The organism is Cupriavidus sp. 94F1, assembly GCF_057798875.1.
Map to the genome: position 1 here is coordinate 313403 of NZ_JBYOJT010000006.1, position 19832 is coordinate 333234.

The following is a 19832-nucleotide window of genomic DNA, read 5'->3' on the forward strand; positions in this document are numbered from 1 at the left end:
ATCCTTGACTTCCCCTTGCACGCCGCCTTGAATACGCAAACTGAACAGTGATCAGTTCGGATCGGGGAGACAGCGTGGAAACAGCGCAGCAACGCGTGCAGGAAGAGGCGCATGGCAAGGCAGCCCAGCCAGCGCCGGACGGCATCTGGTCGAAGGGCAACTTTGCGCCGGTGACCCGGGAAATCGCCGCCGCCGGGCTCAGGGTGCGGGGCGAGCTGCCCCGGGAACTGGCCGGCACCTTGTATCGGAATGGTCCGAATCCGCGTTTTCCGACGGCGGCCACGCACTGGTTCGGCGGGGACGGCATGATCCACGCCATTGCGCTGGCCGATGGCGCGGCCAGCTATCGCAACCGCTGGGTCCGCACGCCGAAATGGCGCGACGAAGATCGGGCCGGCCGCGCGCTGTTCCGCGCGTTTGCGGGCAAGCTGCCCGATGCCCCTGAATGGGCGGGCGACGACCGGGGCGTGGCCAACACCCATATCGTGTGGCACGGCCAGCGGCTGCTGGCGCTGGAGGAGGCGCACCGGCCGACGTGTATGACGCCCGGCACGCTCGAAACGCTGGGCTACGCCGACTATGGTCCGCTGCAGGGTCCGTTCACGGCCCATCCGAAGATTGATCCGCTGACCGGCGAAATGTTCTTCTTCGGATACAACGCCGATGGCCCGCTGACGGCTGCCATCACCACCGGCACCATTGGCCCCGATGCGCGGCTGACCCGGCATCTCAAGTTCGACACGCCGTACTGCAGCATGGTCCATGACTTCATGATGACCACGCGGCATCTGCTGTTTCCGGTCCTGCCGCTGACAGGCAGCCGCGAGCGGCTGGACAAAGGCCTGCCGCCGTATGCATTCGAGGCAGACCGGCCGTCGATGATCGGCATCATGCGGCGCGATGCACCGTCCGGCGTGCCGCGCTGGTTCCAGGGCCCGCCGTGCTATGTGTTCCACGCGATGAACGCGTGGGAAGAGGGCGACACGATACACGCCGACGTCATGGTCTACGACGAGGCGCCGCTGTTTCCGCGCCCGGACGGGTCGCCGGGCGACCGGTCGCGCCAGCTGGCCTACCTGACCCGCTGGACCTTCGATCTGGCCAATGGCCGCGACACCTTCACCAGCCAGCGCCTGTGCGACATCCCGGGCGAATTTCCGCGCATCGACGACCGGCTTGCCGGTCGCCAGCACCGGCATGGCTGGTTCGCCGCGTCGGTGCCCGGGGAAGCCGCGCGCCAGGGGCCATCGGACGAGGCGGAACGGCAGGGCATCGTGCATCTCGACGCCGTGACCGGCGCCCAGGCCACGTTGTGGCTGCCGCCGGGCGACGCGACCTCCGAGCCGGTGTTCGCGCCGCGTGGCCGCGCCGAGGGCGACGGCTGGCTGCTGGCCGTGGTGTGGCGCGCTGCATCGCATACCAGTGAACTGCTGGTGCTTGATGCCCTGGATATCGAGGCCGGGCCGGTGGCCACGGTGGAGCTGCCGCAGCGCGTGCCGTTCGGCTTCCACGGCAACTGGGTGGAAGGAGCCAACGCATGAGCCGGCTCCTGCGGGTGGCGTGGCCCGTCATGCTCGACACGCTGGGTGTGCTGGTGTTTGCCGTGCTGATGGCGCTGAACGTGGATGTCCGCATCGCCACGCTGGCGGGGCTGGTCGTGGCACTGGCCGTGGTCGGCCGGGAAATCGTCCACCGGCGCCGCGTGGCAGTGCTGCAGTGGATCAGCCTGGCGTCGGTCGTGGTGTCGTCGATCGCCACCTGGGTCACGTCCGATCCGCGCTTCGTGATGGCCAAACCGAGCATCCTGTTCCTGGTGATCGGCGTGGTCATGCTGCGCGGCGGCTGGATGAACCGCTATGTGCCGACCGCCATCGCGCCGCGCGTGGAGCCCGAGATGACGTTCTTCGGCTACGCCTGGGCGGTGCTGATGCTGGTGTCCGCCGCGCTGAACGCAGCGGTGGCGATCTGGCACCCGGCGTCGTGGCCGGCCTTTATCGCGATCTATCCGGCGGTGTCCAAGGGCGTGCTGTTCTGCGTGCAGTACGGCGTGGTGAAAGCCGCGTTGCGCCGGCGCCCGGCCCCGGTCGCCGACGCCGAGGCCGCGCTGGACAGCCAGGCGGCTCTGTAACCGCCGGATGCGCGACGGCCGCGGTAGCATGGAACCCCGCGACACCAGGCAGCAACCCGGCATGACCGAGCCATCCAAGGCGACCCGTGCGCCCCGGCCCCGCAAGACGCCCACGGGGGCGGCCACCAAGCCGGAAGGGCAGTGGCACCACGGCGATCTGCGCGCGTCGCTGATCGCCTGGGGCCTGCATCTGATCGATACCGAAGGCGTGGCCGCCATGAGCATGCGCACCGCCGCCCGGCTTGCTGGCGTGTCGGCCGGCGCGCCATCGCACCACTTCCAAGACCGCAACGGCCTGCTGGCGGCCATTGCCGCGCAGGCGTTCCGCGAACTCAAGCATTTCAGGAGCGAACGCGCCGCCCGGCTGCCCAACGCCACCCCGGCCGACCGCCTGCGCGGCCTGCTGGTGGGCTATGCGGAATTCGCCCACACCTATCCGGCGCGCTTCCACCTGATGTTCGGCCCCGGCGTCGCGCGCCGCAGCGACTACCCGGAACTGACGCAGGCCGCCGGCGACTCGTTCTCGCGCGTGCGCGAGGCCGTGGCCGCGTGCCTGGACGGCAAGGCGCCTGCCCACCTGACCGAAGAACAACTGGCCTTCGCCGTCTGGATCGCCGCCCACGGCCTGGCCACGGCTACCGCCAGCAACGCGCGCCTGTCGGCGCTATCGGCGCTATCGGCCGAACCGCTCGACATCGACCAGATGGCCGGTGTGGTGGCGGAATTTTGCCTGCAGGCATTGAGGGCGTGCACCGCCTGAACGGCCCCGGCGTCAAAAGCCAAAGAAAAGCCAAAGAATAGCCAAGGAAAAGCCAAGGAAAAGCCAAGGAAAAGGGGCGCCGATACCGATCGGCGCCCCGCATGCCACAGGCTACATCACTTGCGCAGGTCGAAGCGGTCGAGGTCCATCACCTTGGCCCAGGCGGCGACAAAGTCCGTGTAGAACCTGTCTGCGCCGTCGGCACTGGCGTACACCTCGGACAGCGCCCGCAACTGCGCGTGCGAGCCGAACACCAGGTCGACCCGCGAGCCGGTCCACTTGACCGCGCCGGTCTTGCGATCGGCGCCCTCGAACACGTCGCGCGACAGCGGCGTCCACTCCAGGCTCATGTCGAGCAGGTTGCGGAAGAAGTCGTTGGTCAGCGTCTCGGGCCGGTCCGTCAGCACCCCGTGCGCATCCTTGCCATGATGGACGTTCAGCACGCGCAGGCCGCCAATCAGCACCGTCATCTCTGGCGCGGTCAGCGTCAGCAGCTGCGCCTTGTCGATCATCATGTGCTCGGCCGGCACGCGCACGCGCGGGTTGATGTAGTTGCGGAACGCGTCGGCGGTCTGCTCCATGGCGTTCATCGACTTCACGTCGGTCTGGTCCTGCGACGCATCCATGCGGCCCGGCGAGAACGGCACGGTCAGCGTCTTGCCGGCCTTTTCCGCTGCCTTCTCGATGGCCGCATTGCCCGCCAGGACGATCAGGTCAGCCAGCGAGACCTTCTTGCCGCCCGACGCCGCGCCGTTGAAGTCCTTCTGGATGGCTTCGAGCCTGGACAGTACCTTGCCAAGCTGATCGGGCTCGTTGATCGCCCAGTCCTTCTGCGGGGCCAGGCGGATACGGGCACCGTTGGCGCCGCCGCGCTTGTCGGAGCCGCGGAAGGTCGAGGCCGACGCCCACGCCGTCTTGACCAGCTCGGAGATCGACAGCCCCGACGCCAGCACCTGCTGCTTGAGCGCGGCGATGTCCTTGTCGTCCACCAGCGGGTGGTCCACCTTCGGGATCGGGTCTTGCCAGAGCAGTTCCTCGGTGGGCACTTCGGGGCCCAGGTAGCGCGCCACCGGGCCCATGTCGCGGTGGGTCAGCTTGAACCAGGCACGGGCGAAGGCATCGGCAAAGGCCTTCGGATCGTCCTTGAAGCGGCGCGAGATCTTCTCGTAGACCGGGTCGAAGCGCAGCGACAGGTCGGTGGTCAACATGGTCGGCTTGAGCTTCTTCGACGGATCGTGCGCGTGCGGCACCGTCTCGGGTGCATCCTTGGCCACCCATTGGTTGGCGCCGGCCGGGCTCTTGGTCAACTCGTACTCGAAGTTGAACAGGTTTTCCCAGAAACCCTGGCCCCATTGGGTCGGCGTGCTGCTCCACGTCACTTCCAGGCCGCTGGTGATGGTGTCCGCGCCCTTGCCGGTGCCGTACTTGTTCTGCCAGCCCAGCCCCTGGAGTTCCAGCGCGGCCGCCTCGGGTTCCGGCCCGACGTTGCTGGCCGGGCCCGCGCCGTGCGTCTTGCCGAAGGTATGGCCGCCGGCAATCAGCGCCACGGTTTCCTCGTCGTCCATGGCCATGCGGCCGAACGTGTCGCGGATGTCGTAGGCCGCGGCAAGGGGGTCGGGATTGCCGTCCGGGCCTTCCGGGTTCACGTAGATCAGGCCCATCTGCACCGCGCCCAGCGGATTTTCCAGATTGCGGCCCGGGTCGGTGCGGCTGACTTCCTCGCCGTGTTTTTCCACATCGGCCACCAGCACGCCGCCATCGTCCTGCCTGCCGGCCGCGCCCTTGCCGTAGCGGATATCGCCGCCGAGCCAGGTCTTTTCATCGCCCCAGTAGACGTCCTGGTCGGGTTCCCAGGTGTCTTCGCGGCCCGCGCCAAAGCCGAAGGTCTTGAAGCCCATGGATTCCAGCGCGACGTTGCCGGCCAGGATCATCAGGTCGGCCCACGAAATCTTCTGGCCGTATTTCTGCTTGACGGGCCATAGCAGCCGGCGGGCCTTGTCCAGGCTGACGTTGTCGGGCCAGCTGTTGAGCGGCGCAAAACGTTGCTGGCCGCGTCCGCCACCCCCCCGGCCGTCACCGATGCGGTACGTGCCGGCGCTGTGCCAGGCCATGCGGATGAACAGCGGACCGTAGTGGCCAAAGTCGGCCGGCCACCAGTCTTGCGAATCGGTCATCAGGTGGGCCAGGTCCTGCTTCAGCGCGGCGTAGTCGAGACTCTTGAAGGCCGCGGCGTAGTCGAATGTCTCGCCCAGCGGGTTGCTCTTGTCCGAATGCTGGGCCAGCAGGTCGAGCCGCAGCTGTTTCGGCCACCAGTCCGCATTGGTGGTCCCGCCGCCGGCGGCATGGTTGAAGGGACACTTTTCGTTAGACATGCTCTCTCCTTTGGGGGATCCAAACGGTAGTTCTTGTCTGTCTTCACGCGTCAACACTTCCACGAGGCTCTGCCTGGGCAGACCCTGTCGCACGAGAAATATAGGCGAGAGCGCATGCCAACAACATGAGAGCTTTGCAATCGGCGCGATAGGGCATTGCTATGGGGGTGGCGCCATGACGATTCGGGTTAGCACCGACCATTGGGGGCGGCGCCTGACCTATAGTTCCGGTACACCAGACCACTGCGGCGCGTGACGCCGGGAGGCGGCAATCATGACCATGGCGACGAAGCTGGCGCGATGCCTGAGCAGGACCGAGGCCCGGTTCGAAACCGTGCGTCGCCCCGGGCGGCCCGGACAGTTGGCCCACCCCGGCGACGACGCGGCCCGCAGCATCCCCGCCGACCGGCTGGCCCGCACGGTGCTGCTGGAGGACGACAAGGGCTACCTGGCCGCCGTGATTCCTGCCAGCCATCACCTGAAGCTGGCCGAACTGCGCGAGCAGACCGGGCGCAAGGTGGCCTACGCCCGTGCCGACGGCGTGCGCGAGGTGTTCCGCGACTGCGATCGGCAGGCATTGCCGCCGGTCGGCATGGCCTACGGCACGCTGACCTGGATCGACGACAGCCTGCTGACCCACGATGACGTCTACTTCGAGGCCGGCGACCGCGAGGCGCTGGTCCATATGAACGTGGACGATTTCGCGCAGCTGATGTCCGAAGCGCGGCGCGGCCATTTTGCGCATCGGGTCATGTAGGCACGGCGCGCGGCCGCTCCCACGGCATACGTGACGATCTGGCCCCCTGCCGGTATGCCGGTAGCCGGGCGGGTTCCGGCAGGCCGGCGCACGCGCTAGAACGCGAGCGTCATGGCGGCGATGACCACCTGATCGTGCGATGCCGGATTGAACCAGTAGACGCTGCCGGTGACCTTGCCCAACGTGAGCTGTACCAGGCCGCCGCGCTGGAACTCGCGATCGCCGCCGTAGATCCGCGTGCGCTGGGCGACCAGACCCACACGCAGCCACTGGACGGGGCGGAATCCCAGTTCGCTCCACGCATAGGTATAGGGCGTGGTGGAACCCGTGCCGGGCAGATACTCGGCTTCGATGTAGTAATCGAACTTGCTGACCGCGAGGCTGGCCTCCACGCCGGCAATGGGCCCGTGCGCGCTGCCCACCACGACGCCCACGATGGGCGTGACCTTGTACTGGAACGTTTCCCCGCCCGAGAACGACCAGCCGACGAAACCCGACTGGGCATGCCTGGCCTCGTAGTTGACGCGCGCTTCGAGATGCAACTGGCCATGATCGGCCCCGAAAATGCCCGAAGCGTAGCTGTCTTCGTGTCGTGGCATGTTCCAGAAGCCGGTCGCCAGGAAACTCCAGGCGGGCGGCGGGGTATCCGCAGCGGGCGCCGGCGGGATAACGGCGACCTCCTGGGCCTGCACGCCATTTGCCGCGAGCCAGATCGCAGCTGCCACCAGGGGCGCGCGCATCTTATCCCCCCAGCGCGATGACGGCGATGGTGACGGCCACGCCGAGCGCCATCATCCAGAATCCGGCCCGCCAGGGGTTGATCCCGCCGTAGTGGCCCAGCGCCGCACCGCCGACGAACAGCATGATCAGCGTCAGCACCCGGGACACCAGCAGCGCCGTGGACAGGTCGTGCAGCAGCACGAAGGGCAGGGCCACCGGGAACGTGGACAGCACGACGATAAAGAAGATGCGGATCGCGGCAAGAAAGTCGCCGCCATGCAGCGTCGGGCGGTCCGGCACGGTGGCGCCGGACACCAGCCGTAGCCGTACCGGTTCGAGATCCTCGTTGGCAATGTGCGGATTCATGGCGGGCGGCAGCGCGTCGCGGATCGCCGCGATGCCCGAGGGCGCGTCGCCATGCTTGGCCGTCAGGGCAAGCTTCTGCAGCATGCCGCGCCCGGCCAGCGTCCGCACCAGATACATGATCGCGTCGACCAGCCCCCAGGCGAGATTGCAGCCGAGAGCGGCACGCAGCATGGTCTGGGCGGCATCGGGCCCGGCCGTGGCGGACGACACGGCGCCCACGAACGTCAGCGCCATGTACAGCCCGAAACACATTTCGGATACGCGATCGACCACGTCCAGGGCCGGAGCCCGATCCTCGACGCTGTCGCTCTGTGACGGATTGATAGCCGACATGCTGGTTCCTCCCCATGTGCCAGCAACGGGTCAGGACACGGTAGACCGATCCGGACGGTGCTGCCATTGGACCAACGTCCTAGCGTGCAGCGTGGGCGGCGCTCATTGGGGCAATGGGGGGGCGGCAACGGCAGGGATTGCCCGGGGCTGGCAGACCGGGCGGACGGCGGCATCCGCCTGCGCGTGACGGAAGCCGCCGAGCGGCGGCCGCCTTGCTACTGGCAGCTGGTGCCGGGCGTCGCTGCGATCACCAGTCGCAGGTTCTTCGTCACGGGGTCGTCGTCGGCACCCACGGTATTGTCGGTGAACGTGCAGCCATACCTGGCATCGGCCACGACGGACGCCGTCAGTACATCGTCGCCGGCGGGTCGCGTGTGGGTCTGCTCCCACGTCACCATGTCGTCGAAGGCCCTGGTCTGCTCCGCCACCGTGAAATCGCAGTGCGCGATGCCGCGGATCGCGCGCTGCACCAGCCAGGACGCCGTGCCGTTGGCGTCGGCGCGGCGCTTGTAGATCTGCTCCATGCTGAACGGCACGTACATGTCGCCCAGCGTATGCAGCGTCAGCACCGGCACGCTGATTTTCGCGGCGTTCTGCGGAATCCAGCGCAGGCCGTCGCGGCGCAGCCGGTTGGCATCGGCGACCGGGCGCACCCGGAAAATCGCCGCATTGAACGCCTGTTCCTCGGCGGACTGGGCCGGGTCGTTGTCGAACTGGTAGAGCAGGGCGGTGGTGTCCACCACGTTTTGCGTCAGGATGCCGTTGACGGTGCCGTCGGAGCCGAACGTGCTCCACACCGCGTCCTGGTAAGCCTTCGACGCGGGGCTTTGCCCGAAGCCGAGCTCGAACAGCGGGCGCTCGCCGCCGGTCAGGTTCTTGACCACGGCCTTGAGCTTGTCGCCCGCGGCGGTCGTCGCCGAGGGGTAGGTGGTGAACAACGCCGACATCAACGGCGCCACGATCTGCGCCCAGTTCGTGACCGGCCACGATGTGGCCGGCATGCCAGCCAACTGCTGCGCGGCAGTCTGATAGCCACCGAAGTAATTGAAGAGTTCGGTGTCGCCCAGCACGGCGCACATCGGCACCGAGCCGTTGTACGACACCTTGTGCACGGCGGTCTGGATATTCTCGGCATCCACGGCGGCAGCCGCCACATGCCCGCCCATCGAATGGCCAACGATATATGTGCGGGTGGGCGCGGCCAGCGTGCGGCCATTCTTCTTCGCAATATCGGTAAACGCCAGCGCCAGCGCGTTGGTGTCCTCCAGGCCGGCGCGGACGTCGTAGTAGTTGGTGGAATAGGTGGACGCGGCCCACGCGTAGCCGGCTTCCAGCAGATGCCGGCGGATGCCCGGAATGGTGACGGACAGCGCGGAACCCATCCCGGCGTAGCCGTGGGCATACATCACGAGCTTGCCGTTCCAGGCGGCGGGCACTTCCACGACATAACCGGCATTGCCGAGCTGACCGGACCAGCGGTCGGACGCAGGCGCGCCGGCCAGCGGCGCCAGTTTTGCTGCCAGCGCGTTGGTATCGACGGTGAAGGTCCGGCTGTCTTGCGGACGTACCTCTTCGGGCTGGACCGTCGGCGCTGTGGGAGCGGGTGTGGATGCGGTGGTGGCCGAACCGTTGTCGTCGCCGCCACCACAGCCGTACAGCAGGAAGCCGGCCGCCAACGCCAGGGCAGTGCTCTGGAATACGCGATGCATGATGTCTCCTCTGTCTTCTTTATCGTGCGTGTGGGAGTGCGTCGGCACGCGTCCTCGACCGCCATCATGCTTTCACGACATGCTTCCCCCGCGTGACGCAACGCCCGGCCAATGTAACCGCGGCGATACGTCACGCCAATGTTCAAACGGGTGTCCGACTGGGGCGTTGCGCGGTGCAACATGCGCGTTCGACTTCCTGAACCTGCCACTTACGTCATCAGCGCGGGCAAAGCCTCAACGAGCGCGTCGACGGCCATGCGGACTTTGCGCGGCAAGTGAGGCGCCTGCAGCCACAACGCGTAGGCGTCGTAAAGAAATGCCGGCCGGTCCGGCAATAGAGCGACCAACACCCCCGACCGGATGCGATCGCTGACAAGCCAATAGGGAAGCCAGGCGAGTCCCATGCCGCGCGTCGCGGCCTCGGCAATGGCGTCGAGATCATCCATCCGGACCCGGTTGAGCGGAATCATCTCTTCCGGCGGAAGCCCTTCCCTGGGAAACAGCCACGGGCTGACCCGGCCTGAGCGTCTGTACACGATGGCTTGGTGCCGCTGGAGCGCGTCGACGGTGGCGGGCTGGCCGTGCGCCTTGAGATAGGCGGGCGAAGCGCAGACGATCATCGGTTGGCGTGCGACACGACGCGCGATCACGCCAGCCTTGTCGTCCAGATCGCCGGTACGGATGGCGATGTCGAAGTCGCCTTCGCCCAGATCGACGAAACGGTCATTGAATGACAGATCGAGCTCCAGCGCCGGATACGTCTGCGCAAATCGCAGTAGCACCGGGGCCACGCAAAGCCGGCCAAAGTGCACGGGCATGGTGACACGCAACCTCCCGCGCGGTTCGCCGAACTGATCGGCCGCAAGCGCATCTGCGGCCTCAGCCTCCGCCAGCACGACCTTGCAGCGATCGTAGTAGGCCTGCCCGAAGTCCGTCAGGCTCTGGCGCCTCGTGGTGCGAATCAGCAAGCGCACGCCAAGGCGGGTTTCCAATGCGTGAACATGTTTGCCGACCATGGGGGCGGATAGGCCCAGCACATCAGCGGCGGCCGCAAACGAGCCCAGATCGACGGCTTTTACAAAGACGGCCATGCTGGTCAGACGGTCCATATTAAAAACCATTGGTTTCGACTGTCGTCGATTATCCGCCGTTTATCCGCGAAACGTGCGGGACTACAGTGGATTCACTTCAACAAGTTTCGACTGGGAGGGAATTCATGGCACGCGTTGTCCGGTTTCATCAGCATGGGGGACCCGAGGTCCTGCGCATCGAGCACGTCGAAGTTCCGCCGCCGGGGCCGGGCGAGGTACAGATTCGAGTCAAGGCGCTGGGGCTCAATCGTGCCGAGGCGCTGCTGCGTGCCGGGACGTATATCGAGCGGCCGACATTTCCGTCCGGGCTCGGGCTTGAGGCCGCGGGCGTTGTCGAGGCGGTGGGCACCGGTGTCACGGCGATTGCGCCGGGCGATGCCGTCAGCGTTGTGCCGCCGCAGTCGATGGTTCGCTGGCCCGCGTACGGCGAGTTGGTGACGTTTCCCGCCCCACTTGTCGTCAGGCATCCGCGAACGCTGGGTTGGGAGGAGGCCGCTGCAGTGTGGATGCCGTATCTCACCGCCTATGGTGCGTTGATCGACATCGCCAAGCTCGGCCCGGGAGACTTTGTGGCCGTGACGGCGGCGTCCAGCAGCGTCGGGTTGGCCGCGATTCAGATCGCGAACAGGGTAGGGGCGACGCCGATCGCGATCACGCGGACTTCCGCCAAGGCGCGCGACCTGCTGACCGCAGGCGCCGCCCACGTGATTGCCACTGCCAACGTCGATCTCGCCACCCGGTTGCAGGAGATAACGGGCTCAGCTGGCGTGCGGGTCGTGCTGGACGCAATCGGCGGCCCGATCTTCCAGCCGCTGACGGCAGCGATGTCGCGCGGCGGAATACTCATCGAATATGGAGGCCTCAGTACGGAGCCGACGCCTTTTCCCTTGTTTGACGTACTGAGCAAGACCCTGACGCTGCGCGGTTACCTCGTGCACGAGATCACCGGCGACCCGGTGAAACTTGAGGCGGCCAAGGCATTCATCATCGACGGACTGGAATCGGGGGCGTTTCGGCCGGTGATTGCGAGGACCTTCGCCTTTGACCAGATCGTCGATGCGCACCGCTTTCTTGAGTCGAACGAGCAGTTCGGCAAGATCGTGGTGACGGTTTGATGTGCTGCGGCACGTTAAGTGGAATTCCGGGACCATCTGGCGGCTTGCTGGTTGTGGAAGCGGCCGTTCGACATACCGACGTAGATCCCTGACAATTTTGGGCCAGCACTCGATCTGTTCGACGACCCCTTGTCGATGAACTGTGGCGGTGACTGCTGGGGTTGCGTCGGCGAGATTGAGGCCGACCTGGGCAATTTAGCCCCAACATGCGTTATAGCAATAATCTATCTTATGTTAAATAAGATGCGCGCCATTTCGAGAACACTTCGGCCAGCACGGCGCCGCCCAACCGCCTCTTGCCCACGCGCTGGCCCGGCTTGAATCGGGAGTTGTCGCGCCTAGAATCAACTTCATGCGCGAAGGCCCACTCTTTCCATCGGCGCCGCCTGGGAAAAGGCCGGCGGCCCGCAATCGTGCTTCCGGTCGGCGCGTCGCGGAAGCATCGGTGTCTGTTCCTGCGGACCCGTCCGCGCCGTCCGTTCCGTTTCTGCTGGCGACCAAGATCCTTGCGCCGCGTCTGCCGGCCGGATTGATCGAACGTCCGCGCCTGCTGGACGTGCTTGGCCAGGGTCGGGACAAGCGGCTGACCGTTATCAAGGCGCCGGCAGGTTTCGGCAAGACATCGCTTTGCATTGCGTGGCTTGACCGGCTGCGCGCCGATGGCGCTCGTGTTGCCTGGTTGTCGGTGGATCAGGAAGATGACGAGCCTGCACATTTTCTGAGTCATCTGGCGCAGTCGCTGTACGGTGCCTGTGTCGCTGAAGGCGCGCCGCCGGGGCTTGCCGGTGAGGTTTCGCTGCTTGTCCCGCGCGCGGTGATTGCCACGCTGGTCAACGCGCTGGCCGAGATCGACGACGAGTTGTTCCTGTTCGTGGACGACTATCACCTGATCGGTACTGAATCGATTCATGAAGCCGTGGCGCTGCTACTGGCCCACGCGCCGTCGAACTTCCATCTGGTGCTGGGCACGCGTGCGGACCCGCCCTTGCCGCTGGCACGGTTGCGGGCCGGCAATGCGCTGCTTGAGATCGACGCCACGATGTTGCGCTTCAGTGCCGACGAAACCGGGCGGTTCGTGCAGCGCGAATGCGCGGGGGGTCTGCCGCAGGCCTCGGTAGACGCCTTGCACGCCTCGACCGAAGGCTGGGCAGCCGCGTTGCGCCTGTCCGCGCCGATGCTGGCCCGCAGCCAGTCGGGCGCCTGGGTGGCGCCATCGGGCACGGCGCGGCCTATCGCGGCCTATCTGGAAGAGATGCTGGCCTGCCAGACCTCGGAACTGGTCGATTTCATGGTGCGCACCGCCATCCTGGACCGGCTTTCCGCGCCGCTCTGCATGGCCGTTACGGGCGCGGCGCACAGCCAGAACATGCTCCAGGCGCTGGCCGCGCGTCAGTTGTTGCTCGATCCGCTGGACGTCGAGGGCCGCTGGTTTCGCTACCACCAGTTGCTGCGCGACTACCTGCGCCAGCGGCTGGAGACCGCCGCCGACATCGACATTGCAGACCTGCATCGGCGCGCGTCGCGCTGGTATGCCGCGCAGGCACTGTGGACCGACGCCGTCTGGCATGCGCTGGAAGCCGGCGATGCCGCCGATGCCGTTGCGCTGATTGGCCAATGTGCGATGTCGCTGGTCCGCCAGGGTGATCTGAAGACGCTGCTTGGCTGGCAGCGGCGTTTGCCGCCTGACATCATGCGTGGGCAGGTTGACGTGCGCCTGGCGCTGGCACGGGGCATGGCGCTGGCCATGCGTTTCGAAGAGGCGTCCGCGATGGTGGAAGCCATCGAGCAGGATGCCGCACAAGGGCCCGAGGCCGATCGCGAACGCCACCTGTGGGAATGCAGGGCGATACGCGCCCTGCTTGCCGCCTTGCGCGACGATGCCCAAGGCGCGCTGCGGCTGGCGGAAGACTGCCTGAGCCGCCCGCTGTCGGACGACCCGTGGATGATCAACGTGCTCAGCAACGTCGTGCGGTTCGCGCACTGGAAGTCCGGCGATCTGGAACGGCTGTATGCCACGCCATGGATCCCCTACTCGCCCGACGAAAACCGGCGCTACCCGCTGTCTTCGGTCTACCGGCTTTGCCTGCTGGGCCTTGCGGAATTGCAGCAGATGCGTTTCGACGTGGCCGAGCGGTACTTTCTGCAGGCGATGCGGTTTGCCGAAGACAACGCCGGGCCTGCCTCGACGGCCGCCGCGCTGTGCGCGCCCGCGCTGGCCCAGCTGCGCTACGAGCAGGACCGGCTCGAAGACGCCGAAACGCTGCTGGTGGAACGCATGCCGGTCATCGACGCGGCGGTCCTGCTGGACAGCGTGCTGGTGGCCTATACGTTGCTGGTCCGCATTGCGGCGGCGCGCGGGCACCTGGACCAGGCCCACGCGTGGGTCGAACAGGCGTTGACGATTGGCCATCAACGCGCGTGGCACCGGCTGGTGGCGGCCATCCTCCTGGAGCGTGTCCGGCTGCTGCTTGCCGAGGGCCGCGCCCGGGAGGCCGCTGCGTGCGTCGAACAGATCGACAGACTGGTGAACACCGTCGATGCGCCCGATTGCGAGGCCTGCGCCAGCGAACTCGACCGTTATCGGACGCTGGGTGCTGCCAGCCTGGCCATGGCCGGGGCACGGCCGGATGACGCCGTGCGCCTGCTGGATGCCCTGCTCCGGCGCCTTCCGCAGCGGCACCCCAACTACCTCGCGCTACGCGCCCGCACCCTGCTGGCACTGGCTTGCCAGGCCAGCGGTGCGGCGGAGCGGGCCGTCGAGGAATGCAGCCGGGTGCTGGCTTCCATCGAATCCGCGCGTGCGTACCGGATCATCCTGGACCAGGGGCCCGGCGTCGGGGCCCTACTGGAGCTGGTCAGACAGGCTACCGTCGCCGCCAGCGGCGGCGCGCAACGGCTGGCCTGCATCGACGAACTGCGCGAACGTTGCAACGAACGCTACCAGATGCGGCAAAAGGCGTCGTCGGCGTCGGTGCGCGAGGCGTTGAGCGCGCGCGAAGGCGGCATCCTGGCGCTGATCGCGGCTGGCCAGTCGAACAAGGAAATCGCGCGGACGCTGGGCATCGCGCCCGAGACCGTCAAGACCCATATCAAGAGCATCTTCGTCAAGCTGTCAGTGGAAAAACGTGCGCACGCCGTCGCACGTGCGCAATCGCTGGGGCTGGTGACCGGGCACTGACACCCGCGCCGGCGCCCTCCCCGCCCTCCCCGCCCTCCCCGCCCTCCCCGCCCTCCCCGCCCTCCCCCCCTCCCCGGTCTCCTCTCCCCGCGCTCCCCTTTCCGGTCCCCTCTTTGGGGGATACGGCCATCCCGGCTGCACGGCCAACATGGCATCCATACAGCGCGCCGCCTGAATCCCGCCTGGGGTGACGGCTCCGGCGCACCACAGGCCAAAACGAATGCACGAGGGAATGCGTGCGAGGAGACAACACCATGACCATTGCTGGCTACAGCATGAACACCCTGGGCGACTTCGTCGGGCGCGAGCTTGGCGTATCGGGCTGGCTGATCGTCGATCAGGCCCGCGTCGATGCCTTTGCCGACTGCACGGGCGACCGCCAGTGGATCCACGTGGACGTGGACCGCGCACAGCGCGAGAGCCCGTTCGGCGGCACCATCGCGCACGGCTACCTGAGCCTGTCGCTGCTGGCGTCGCTGTCGATGGAAGTGGGCGTGGTGCCCCACGATGCCAGCGCGGGCCTGAACTACGGGCTCGACAAGGTGCGCTTCCTGTCGCCGGTCAAGGCCGGCGCTCGGGTGCGCAACCGCGTGACGCTGGCGGCGGTGGAAGACAAGGGCGACGGCCGGGTGATCGCCCGGCTGATCAATACGCTGGAAATCGAAGGCGAAACCAGACCGGCGCTGCTGGCGGAATCGCTGGCCATGCTGATGGCCGCGCGCTGACAGGAGCCGAAGACATGCAAGCCAACGTGGAATCCCCCGTGCGCGCCCTGGCCGCGTCGGAAGGCCTGAAAGAGGAAGGCCACGCCGGCACAAACCGGCCGAAGCTCAACCCCTTCATCGGACTGCGCCCGTGCGACGTGCTGGACACCGTGCGCCAGGTGGGCGCGCAGACCGTGCGCCAGCCCGGGCTGCTGGTCGAACAAGGCGCCGCGCTGACGCGCGAACTGGTGGCGGCGCTGGCCGGCAAGGGCGGCCCCGCGCCGCAGAAAGGCGACAAGCGATTTATCGACAGCGCCTGGCAGAGCAACCCGTTCTATCGGGTGGCAATGCAGAGCTATCTGGCCTGGTGCAACGCGCTGGGCGGCTTTGTGGATCGGTCCGCGCTGGACGACCGCAGCAAGGAGCGCGCGCAGTTCGTCCTGCAGCTGATGACCGACGCGCTGGCGCCGACCAACACGCTGCTCGGCAATCCGGCCGCGCTGCGCAAGATCGTCGAATCGGGCGGCACCAGCCTGGTCTCCGGCATCAAGAACGCCATCATGGACGCCGTGCGCAACCAGGGCATGCCGTCGCAGGTCGATACGTCGGCCTTCGAGGTGGGCAAGAACCTGGCCACGTCGCCCGGTGCCGTGGTGTTCCGCAACGAGGTGCTGGAACTGATCCAGTACAAGCCGGCGACGGCGAAGGTGCACGGGCGCCCGCAGCTGATCGTGCCGCCGCAGATCAACAAGTACTACGTGTTCGACCTGTCGAAGGGCAAGAGCATCGTCGGCTATCTGCTGCAGAGCGAATTCCAGGTGTTTGCCGTGAGCTGGCGCAATCCGACCATCGAGCATCGCGACTGGGACATGGACACCTACGTGTCGGCGCTGATCGAAGCCATCCACGCGGTGCGCGAGATCACCGGCAGCGACGATGTGAACTTGCACGGCGCCTGTTCCGGGGCCATGACCATGTCGGCGCTGATGGGCCATCTGGAAGCGCGCGGCGAACGCCTGGTCCATGCGGCCACGCTGATGGTGGCCGTGCTGGACAGCAGCGAGGAGTCCCAGATCGGCCTGTTTGCCACGCCCGAGAGCATCTCGGCGGCCAAACAGAACAGCATCATGAAGGGCGTGCTGGAAGGCAACGAGATGGGCCGCGTGTTCGCATGGATGCGGCCGAACGACCTGGTGTGGAACTACTGGATCAACAATTACCTGCTGGGCAATGCCCCGCCAGTGTTCGACATCCTGTACTGGAACAACGACACCACGCGCCTGCCCGGCAAGTTCCACGGCCAGCTGCTCGACATCTTCGCCGGCAACGTGTTTGCCCGGCCCGGCGCGCTGACCGTGCTGGGCACGCCGGTGGATCTGTCCAAGGTGGCCTGCGACACGTACGTGGTGGGCGGCATCACCGACCACATCACCCCGTGGAAGGGCGTCTACAACACGGCGCGCATGTTCGGCGGCAATACGCGCTTCGTGCTGAGTTCCAGCGGCCACATCCAGAGCCTGATCAACCCGCCGGGCAACCCGAAGGCCAGGTTCTTCGTCAATGCCGAGGCGGCCCTGCCGGAAGATCCAGAGGCCTGGCTGGGCGGCGCCACCGCGCAACCCGATTCGTGGTGGGACAACTGGCGCACGTGGCTGGCCGAGCGATCCGGCGACCGGCGCGATGCACCGGCCCAGGTGGGCAGTGCTAGCCACCCCGCCCTGTGCGACGCACCGGGCACCTACGTCACCGGCGCGTGATCGCGCGCGACCGCCGTAGCCGAGCGTTTCTTTTCTCAACCGCACCCTTAGCATGAAGACCATGGAAACTACTGCATCGAAATCCTCCTCGGCCCACCCCGCCGCCGCCCTGTTCTCCGCCTACACCGGCGTGCTGCAGCGCCTGGGCCTGCCCGGCCTCGACGTGAGCGCCATGGCCGAAGCGCGCCGCAAGGACCTGGCCGCGCTGGCCGCCATCCACCTCGCACTGCTTGACGGCGTGCAGGCGTTCAGCCAGAAGCAGGCGGAAGTCGTGCGCGGCACGCTGTCCGGCCTGCAGGACCGCCTGCTCCAGTCGGGCGACGCCGATGGCGCCGCCGCCACGGGCGCGGTGGAACTGACGCAGGGCGCGCTGCAGAAGTCGCTGGCCAACCTGCGCGACCTGGCCGACATCGCCCATAAGACGCAGGCCGACAGCGTGTCGGCAGCCAGCAAGCGAATCGCCGAGAATGTGGAGGAACTGAAGGCGCTGTTCAAGCCCGCGCAGTGATCGCGGATCCTCATGAAATGCCGGCGGGCGGCTTGCGGGGCGCCCGCGACAAGGACAACCCGATGAATCAGGCAGCGTGCCAGGCCAAGACCGGCGGCAAACTGGATATTCGCACCATTGACGTGGACGGCCGGACGCTGCGCGTCGGCATCCGCCGCGGCACCACCGACAGCCCGCCCCTGCTGCTATTCAACGGCATCGGCGCCAATCTGGAGCTGGTCGAGCCGCTGATCGCGGCGCTTGGCGACGTGGAAGTCGTCATCTTCGACATTCCCGGCGTAGGCGGGTCGCCCACGCCGGTCATGCCGTATCGATTCTCCACCTTGTGCCTGCTGGCCGACAAGCTGCTGACCCACCTGGGCTATACCGGACAGGTGGACGTGCTGGGCGTGTCCTGGGGCGGCGCGCTTGCCCAGGAGTTCGCGCACCTGTATCCCCGGCGTTGCCGGCGGCTGATCCTGGCCGCGACATCGCCCGGCGTGATCATGGTGCCGGCCAGGCCGTCGGTGCTGGCCAGGATGTTGGGGCCGCGCCGCTATACCGATCCCGCCTATCTGGAAAAGATTGGCGGGGATCTGTACGGCGGCGCCTATCGCCATGACCTTGGTCTGTTGCGCGAGCACAGCCGCCATATCGAGCCGCCGCGCGGACGCGGCTATGTCTACCAGCTGCTGGCCGCGTGGGGCTGGAGCAGCCTGCCGTGGCTGGGCGGACTGCGCCAGCCCACGCTGGTCATGCATGGCAACGACGACCCGATCGTGCCGCTGGCCAACGCCAAGATCCTGGTCGCTCGCATTCGTCACGCAACGCTGCATGTGATCGACGATGGTCACCTGTTCCTGGTGTCGCGGGCGGCGGAGGTAGCGCCCGTGATCCGCAGGTTCCTGCGGCAGGACCTGCTGTGAGCCGCGTATGAGCGACCGCGCCGGACTTCCCCCCACCAGGTCGGAGACGTCCGGCGCCCTGCCTGCCGATGCCGGCCAGGCTGTCAACCGCGGCGACCGCGACCTGCGCCGCATGCGCGCGATCGCCACTGGCATCCTGGTGGCGATGCTGGCGCTGCTGGTGGCCAGCGTGCTGGGCCAACCCTACTATCCGTGGCTGGCCTGGGTACGTGCCTTTGCCGAGGCCGGCACGGTGGGCGCCGTGGCCGACTGGTACGCGGTGGTGGCGCTGTTCCGGCATCCGTTCGGACTGCCCGTGCCCCATACGGCGGTGATCCCGCGCAACCAGCAACGCATTGCCGAAAGCCTGGGCATCTTTGTGGAGCGCAATTTCCTGGCGCCCGAAGTCATCGTCGGCCAGCTGCGCGCGCACAACACCGCGCAGGCGGTGGCCACGTGGCTGGCGACGCCCGGCAATAGCCGCGCGCTGGCGGACCAGGCCGTGGACACGCTGCCCGCCCTGCTGCGCGTCTTTGACGACGACGAGGTAGCCCGCCTGATCCAGCGTGGCGCGCTGCCCGGCCTGCGTACGCTCGATGTCTCGGACATCGCCGGCCATCTGTTGCAGATCCTGACCGACACCCAGCGTCACCAGCCGCTGCTGGAACGCGCCCTGACGGCGCTGGAGGCATGGCTGGCCGACAACGCCGGGCTGCTCCAGGCCAAGTTCAGCGAGGCGTCGCGCTACACGCCGGTGCGGCTCGATGCCTACATCGTCAACAAGTTCGTCGAAGGCGTGATTGCGCTGCTGCATGAGGTGCGCACCGAGCCCGGCCATCCGCTGCGCCAGCAGTTCGATGAAGCGGTGCAGGCGATGATCGACAGGCTGCGCACGTCGGACCGCTACCGGCGCATCGGCCACCTATGGATGCGCGATTTGCTGCGTCACCTGGAGCGCGAGAACAGCTACCGCGCGCTTTGGCAACGGCTGCGCGACTGGATCAGCGCCGACGCCGCACGCCAGGATTCGCTGGCGCGCGCCATGCTGGCCGATCTGGTGGCCTCGCTGGGCGCCAGTGTGCGCGATGACCCGGCCTTGCAGGCCAGGATGAACGGCTGGTGGCTGCACTGCGTCCAGCTCACGGTGAGCCGCTACCGGCATCTGGCGCCGATGCTCATCACGGAGGTGGTCAAGGGCTGGGACGCCGCCGAGATCAGCCGCAAGATCGAGTCGGAAATCGGCAGCGACCTGCAATACATCCGCATCAATGGCACCTTTGTCGGCGGCATGGTCGGCGTGCTGCTGCACGCGGCAATGCGGCTGGTCTCCGGCTGATCCAGCCGGCCCGGCGAAGGCCCCGGGCTGTTGCGGCGCGTCATGGCTGGCGGCCCGCCGGCATCCGGGAAAGCCCCATACCGCATATTGGTAATACCACTTTACCTGTCCAAT

The 19832-nt window shown here is 67.1% G+C and carries 16 protein-coding genes; 11 read left to right on the forward strand and 5 right to left on the reverse strand.

Features of this window, described 5'->3' with window-relative positions:
- The first annotated feature begins 74 nt into the window (after nucleotides 1-74).
- The 3 genes from AC3FJ6_RS17470 to AC3FJ6_RS17480 all read left to right on the forward strand — a co-directional run bounded on the left by AC3FJ6_RS17470 (nucleotide 75) and on the right by AC3FJ6_RS17480 (nucleotide 2888).
- A complete protein-coding gene (locus AC3FJ6_RS17470; RefSeq protein WP_488773017.1) occupies nucleotides 75-1541 on the forward strand; it encodes a carotenoid oxygenase family protein in 1467 nt (488 codons plus the stop codon).
- Nucleotides 1538-2128 (forward strand): septation protein IspZ, encoded by a 591-nt coding sequence (locus tag AC3FJ6_RS17475; protein WP_488773018.1) that lies wholly within the window; start codon nucleotides 1538-1540, stop codon nucleotides 2126-2128. The genes AC3FJ6_RS17470 and AC3FJ6_RS17475 overlap by 4 nt, the downstream gene beginning before the upstream one ends.
- Before the next feature lie 61 nt (nucleotides 2129-2189).
- Nucleotides 2190-2888: a TetR/AcrR family transcriptional regulator gene (locus tag AC3FJ6_RS17480; RefSeq protein ID WP_488773019.1), complete on the forward strand. Its 699-nt coding sequence runs from the start codon at nucleotides 2190-2192 to the stop codon at nucleotides 2886-2888.
- Between the two features lie 116 nt (nucleotides 2889-3004).
- Here AC3FJ6_RS17480 and katG read toward each other — a convergent pair whose 3' ends face one another.
- A complete protein-coding gene (gene katG / locus AC3FJ6_RS17485) occupies nucleotides 3005-5260 on the reverse strand; it encodes a catalase/peroxidase HPI (RefSeq protein ID WP_488773020.1) in 2256 nt (751 codons plus the stop codon).
- A gap of 274 nt (nucleotides 5261-5534) precedes the next feature.
- Between katG and AC3FJ6_RS17490 the strand changes: the two genes are divergently transcribed.
- Nucleotides 5535-6017: an aminoacyl-tRNA deacylase gene (locus AC3FJ6_RS17490; protein WP_488773021.1), complete on the forward strand. Its 483-nt coding sequence runs from the start codon at nucleotides 5535-5537 to the stop codon at nucleotides 6015-6017.
- 95 nt (nucleotides 6018-6112) lie between these two features.
- Here the strand turns inward: AC3FJ6_RS17490 and AC3FJ6_RS17495 are convergent, their stop codons facing one another.
- The 4 genes from AC3FJ6_RS17495 to AC3FJ6_RS17510 form a co-directional block, all read right to left on the reverse strand.
- Entirely contained in the window at nucleotides 6113-6616 is a 504-nt protein-coding gene (locus AC3FJ6_RS17495) for a hypothetical protein (RefSeq protein ID WP_488773022.1), read from the reverse strand.
- Between the two features lie 142 nt (nucleotides 6617-6758).
- On the reverse strand, nucleotides 6759-7436 hold the full coding sequence (locus AC3FJ6_RS17500; protein WP_488773023.1) for a VIT1/CCC1 transporter family protein: 678 nt from the start codon (nucleotides 7434-7436) through the stop codon (nucleotides 6759-6761).
- 215 nt (nucleotides 7437-7651) lie between these two features.
- Complete coding sequence (locus tag AC3FJ6_RS17505; protein WP_488773024.1) at nucleotides 7652-9145, reverse strand: alpha/beta hydrolase; 1494 nt, start codon at nucleotides 9143-9145, stop codon at nucleotides 7652-7654.
- 209 nt (nucleotides 9146-9354) lie between these two features.
- Nucleotides 9355-10254, reverse strand: a complete 900-nt coding sequence (locus AC3FJ6_RS17510; RefSeq protein ID WP_488773025.1) for a LysR family transcriptional regulator — start codon at nucleotides 10252-10254, stop codon at nucleotides 9355-9357.
- A gap of 107 nt (nucleotides 10255-10361) precedes the next feature.
- On the opposite strand from AC3FJ6_RS17510, the gene AC3FJ6_RS17515 reads away from it, so the two are divergent.
- From AC3FJ6_RS17515 to AC3FJ6_RS17545, 7 genes are all read left to right on the forward strand, one after another.
- Entirely contained in the window at nucleotides 10362-11351 is a 990-nt protein-coding gene (locus AC3FJ6_RS17515; protein WP_488773026.1) for a zinc-dependent alcohol dehydrogenase family protein, read from the forward strand.
- 445 nt (nucleotides 11352-11796) lie between these two features.
- The gene (locus AC3FJ6_RS17520; protein ID WP_488773027.1) at nucleotides 11797-14529 is read left to right on the forward strand and encodes a winged helix-turn-helix domain-containing protein; all 2733 of its coding nucleotides are present in this window, start codon (nucleotides 11797-11799) and stop codon (nucleotides 14527-14529) included.
- Nucleotides 14530-14783: 254 nt separating this feature from the next.
- Nucleotides 14784-15254 carry a MaoC family dehydratase gene (locus AC3FJ6_RS17525; RefSeq protein ID WP_487523782.1) on the forward strand — a complete coding sequence of 157 codons (471 nt, stop codon included), beginning with the start codon at nucleotides 14784-14786 and terminating at the stop codon, nucleotides 15252-15254.
- A 14-nt stretch (nucleotides 15255-15268) separates the two neighbouring features.
- Complete coding sequence (locus AC3FJ6_RS17530; RefSeq protein ID WP_488773028.1) at nucleotides 15269-16990, forward strand: alpha/beta fold hydrolase; 1722 nt, start codon at nucleotides 15269-15271, stop codon at nucleotides 16988-16990.
- 61 nt (nucleotides 16991-17051) lie between these two features.
- Entirely contained in the window at nucleotides 17052-17498 is a 447-nt protein-coding gene (gene phaP / locus AC3FJ6_RS17535; RefSeq protein ID WP_488773029.1) for a TIGR01841 family phasin, read from the forward strand.
- A gap of 62 nt (nucleotides 17499-17560) precedes the next feature.
- Nucleotides 17561-18403 carry a poly(3-hydroxyalkanoate) depolymerase gene (phaZ, locus tag AC3FJ6_RS17540; RefSeq protein ID WP_488773030.1) on the forward strand — a complete coding sequence of 281 codons (843 nt, stop codon included), beginning with the start codon at nucleotides 17561-17563 and terminating at the stop codon, nucleotides 18401-18403.
- A gap of 7 nt (nucleotides 18404-18410) precedes the next feature.
- Nucleotides 18411-19718, forward strand: coding sequence for a DUF445 domain-containing protein (locus AC3FJ6_RS17545; protein ID WP_488773031.1), 1308 nt, complete (start codon nucleotides 18411-18413; stop codon nucleotides 19716-19718).
- The last annotated feature ends 114 nt before the right edge of the window (nucleotides 19719-19832 follow it).

Bases quoted from the DNA above. Each gene is read 5' to 3' on its own strand.
- AC3FJ6_RS17530 (WP_488773028.1), top strand. From the start codon at position 15,269: ATGCAAGCCAACGTGGAATCCCCCGTGCGCGCCCTGGCCGCGTCGGAA.
- AC3FJ6_RS17510 (WP_488773025.1), bottom strand. From the start codon at position 10,254: ATGGACCGTCTGACCAGCATGGCCGTCTTTGTAAAAGCCGTCGATCTG.
- AC3FJ6_RS17515 (WP_488773026.1), top strand. From the start codon at position 10,362: ATGGCACGCGTTGTCCGGTTTCATCAGCATGGGGGACCCGAGGTCCTG.
- AC3FJ6_RS17500 (WP_488773023.1), bottom strand. From the start codon at position 7,436: ATGTCGGCTATCAATCCGTCACAGAGCGACAGCGTCGAGGATCGGGCT.
- AC3FJ6_RS17505 (WP_488773024.1), bottom strand. From the start codon at position 9,145: ATGCATCGCGTATTCCAGAGCACTGCCCTGGCGTTGGCGGCCGGCTTC.
- phaZ (WP_488773030.1), top strand. From the start codon at position 17,561: ATGAATCAGGCAGCGTGCCAGGCCAAGACCGGCGGCAAACTGGATATT.
- AC3FJ6_RS17545 (WP_488773031.1), top strand. From the start codon at position 18,411: ATGAGCGACCGCGCCGGACTTCCCCCCACCAGGTCGGAGACGTCCGGC.
- AC3FJ6_RS17480 (WP_488773019.1), top strand. From the start codon at position 2,190: ATGACCGAGCCATCCAAGGCGACCCGTGCGCCCCGGCCCCGCAAGACG.
- AC3FJ6_RS17490 (WP_488773021.1), top strand. From the start codon at position 5,535: ATGACCATGGCGACGAAGCTGGCGCGATGCCTGAGCAGGACCGAGGCC.
- AC3FJ6_RS17525 (WP_487523782.1), top strand. From the start codon at position 14,784: ATGACCATTGCTGGCTACAGCATGAACACCCTGGGCGACTTCGTCGGG.
- phaP (WP_488773029.1), top strand. From the start codon at position 17,052: ATGGAAACTACTGCATCGAAATCCTCCTCGGCCCACCCCGCCGCCGCC.
- AC3FJ6_RS17475 (WP_488773018.1), top strand. From the start codon at position 1,538: ATGAGCCGGCTCCTGCGGGTGGCGTGGCCCGTCATGCTCGACACGCTG.
- AC3FJ6_RS17495 (WP_488773022.1), bottom strand. From the start codon at position 6,616: ATGCCACGACACGAAGACAGCTACGCTTCGGGCATTTTCGGGGCCGAT.
- katG (WP_488773020.1), bottom strand. From the start codon at position 5,260: ATGTCTAACGAAAAGTGTCCCTTCAACCATGCCGCCGGCGGCGGGACC.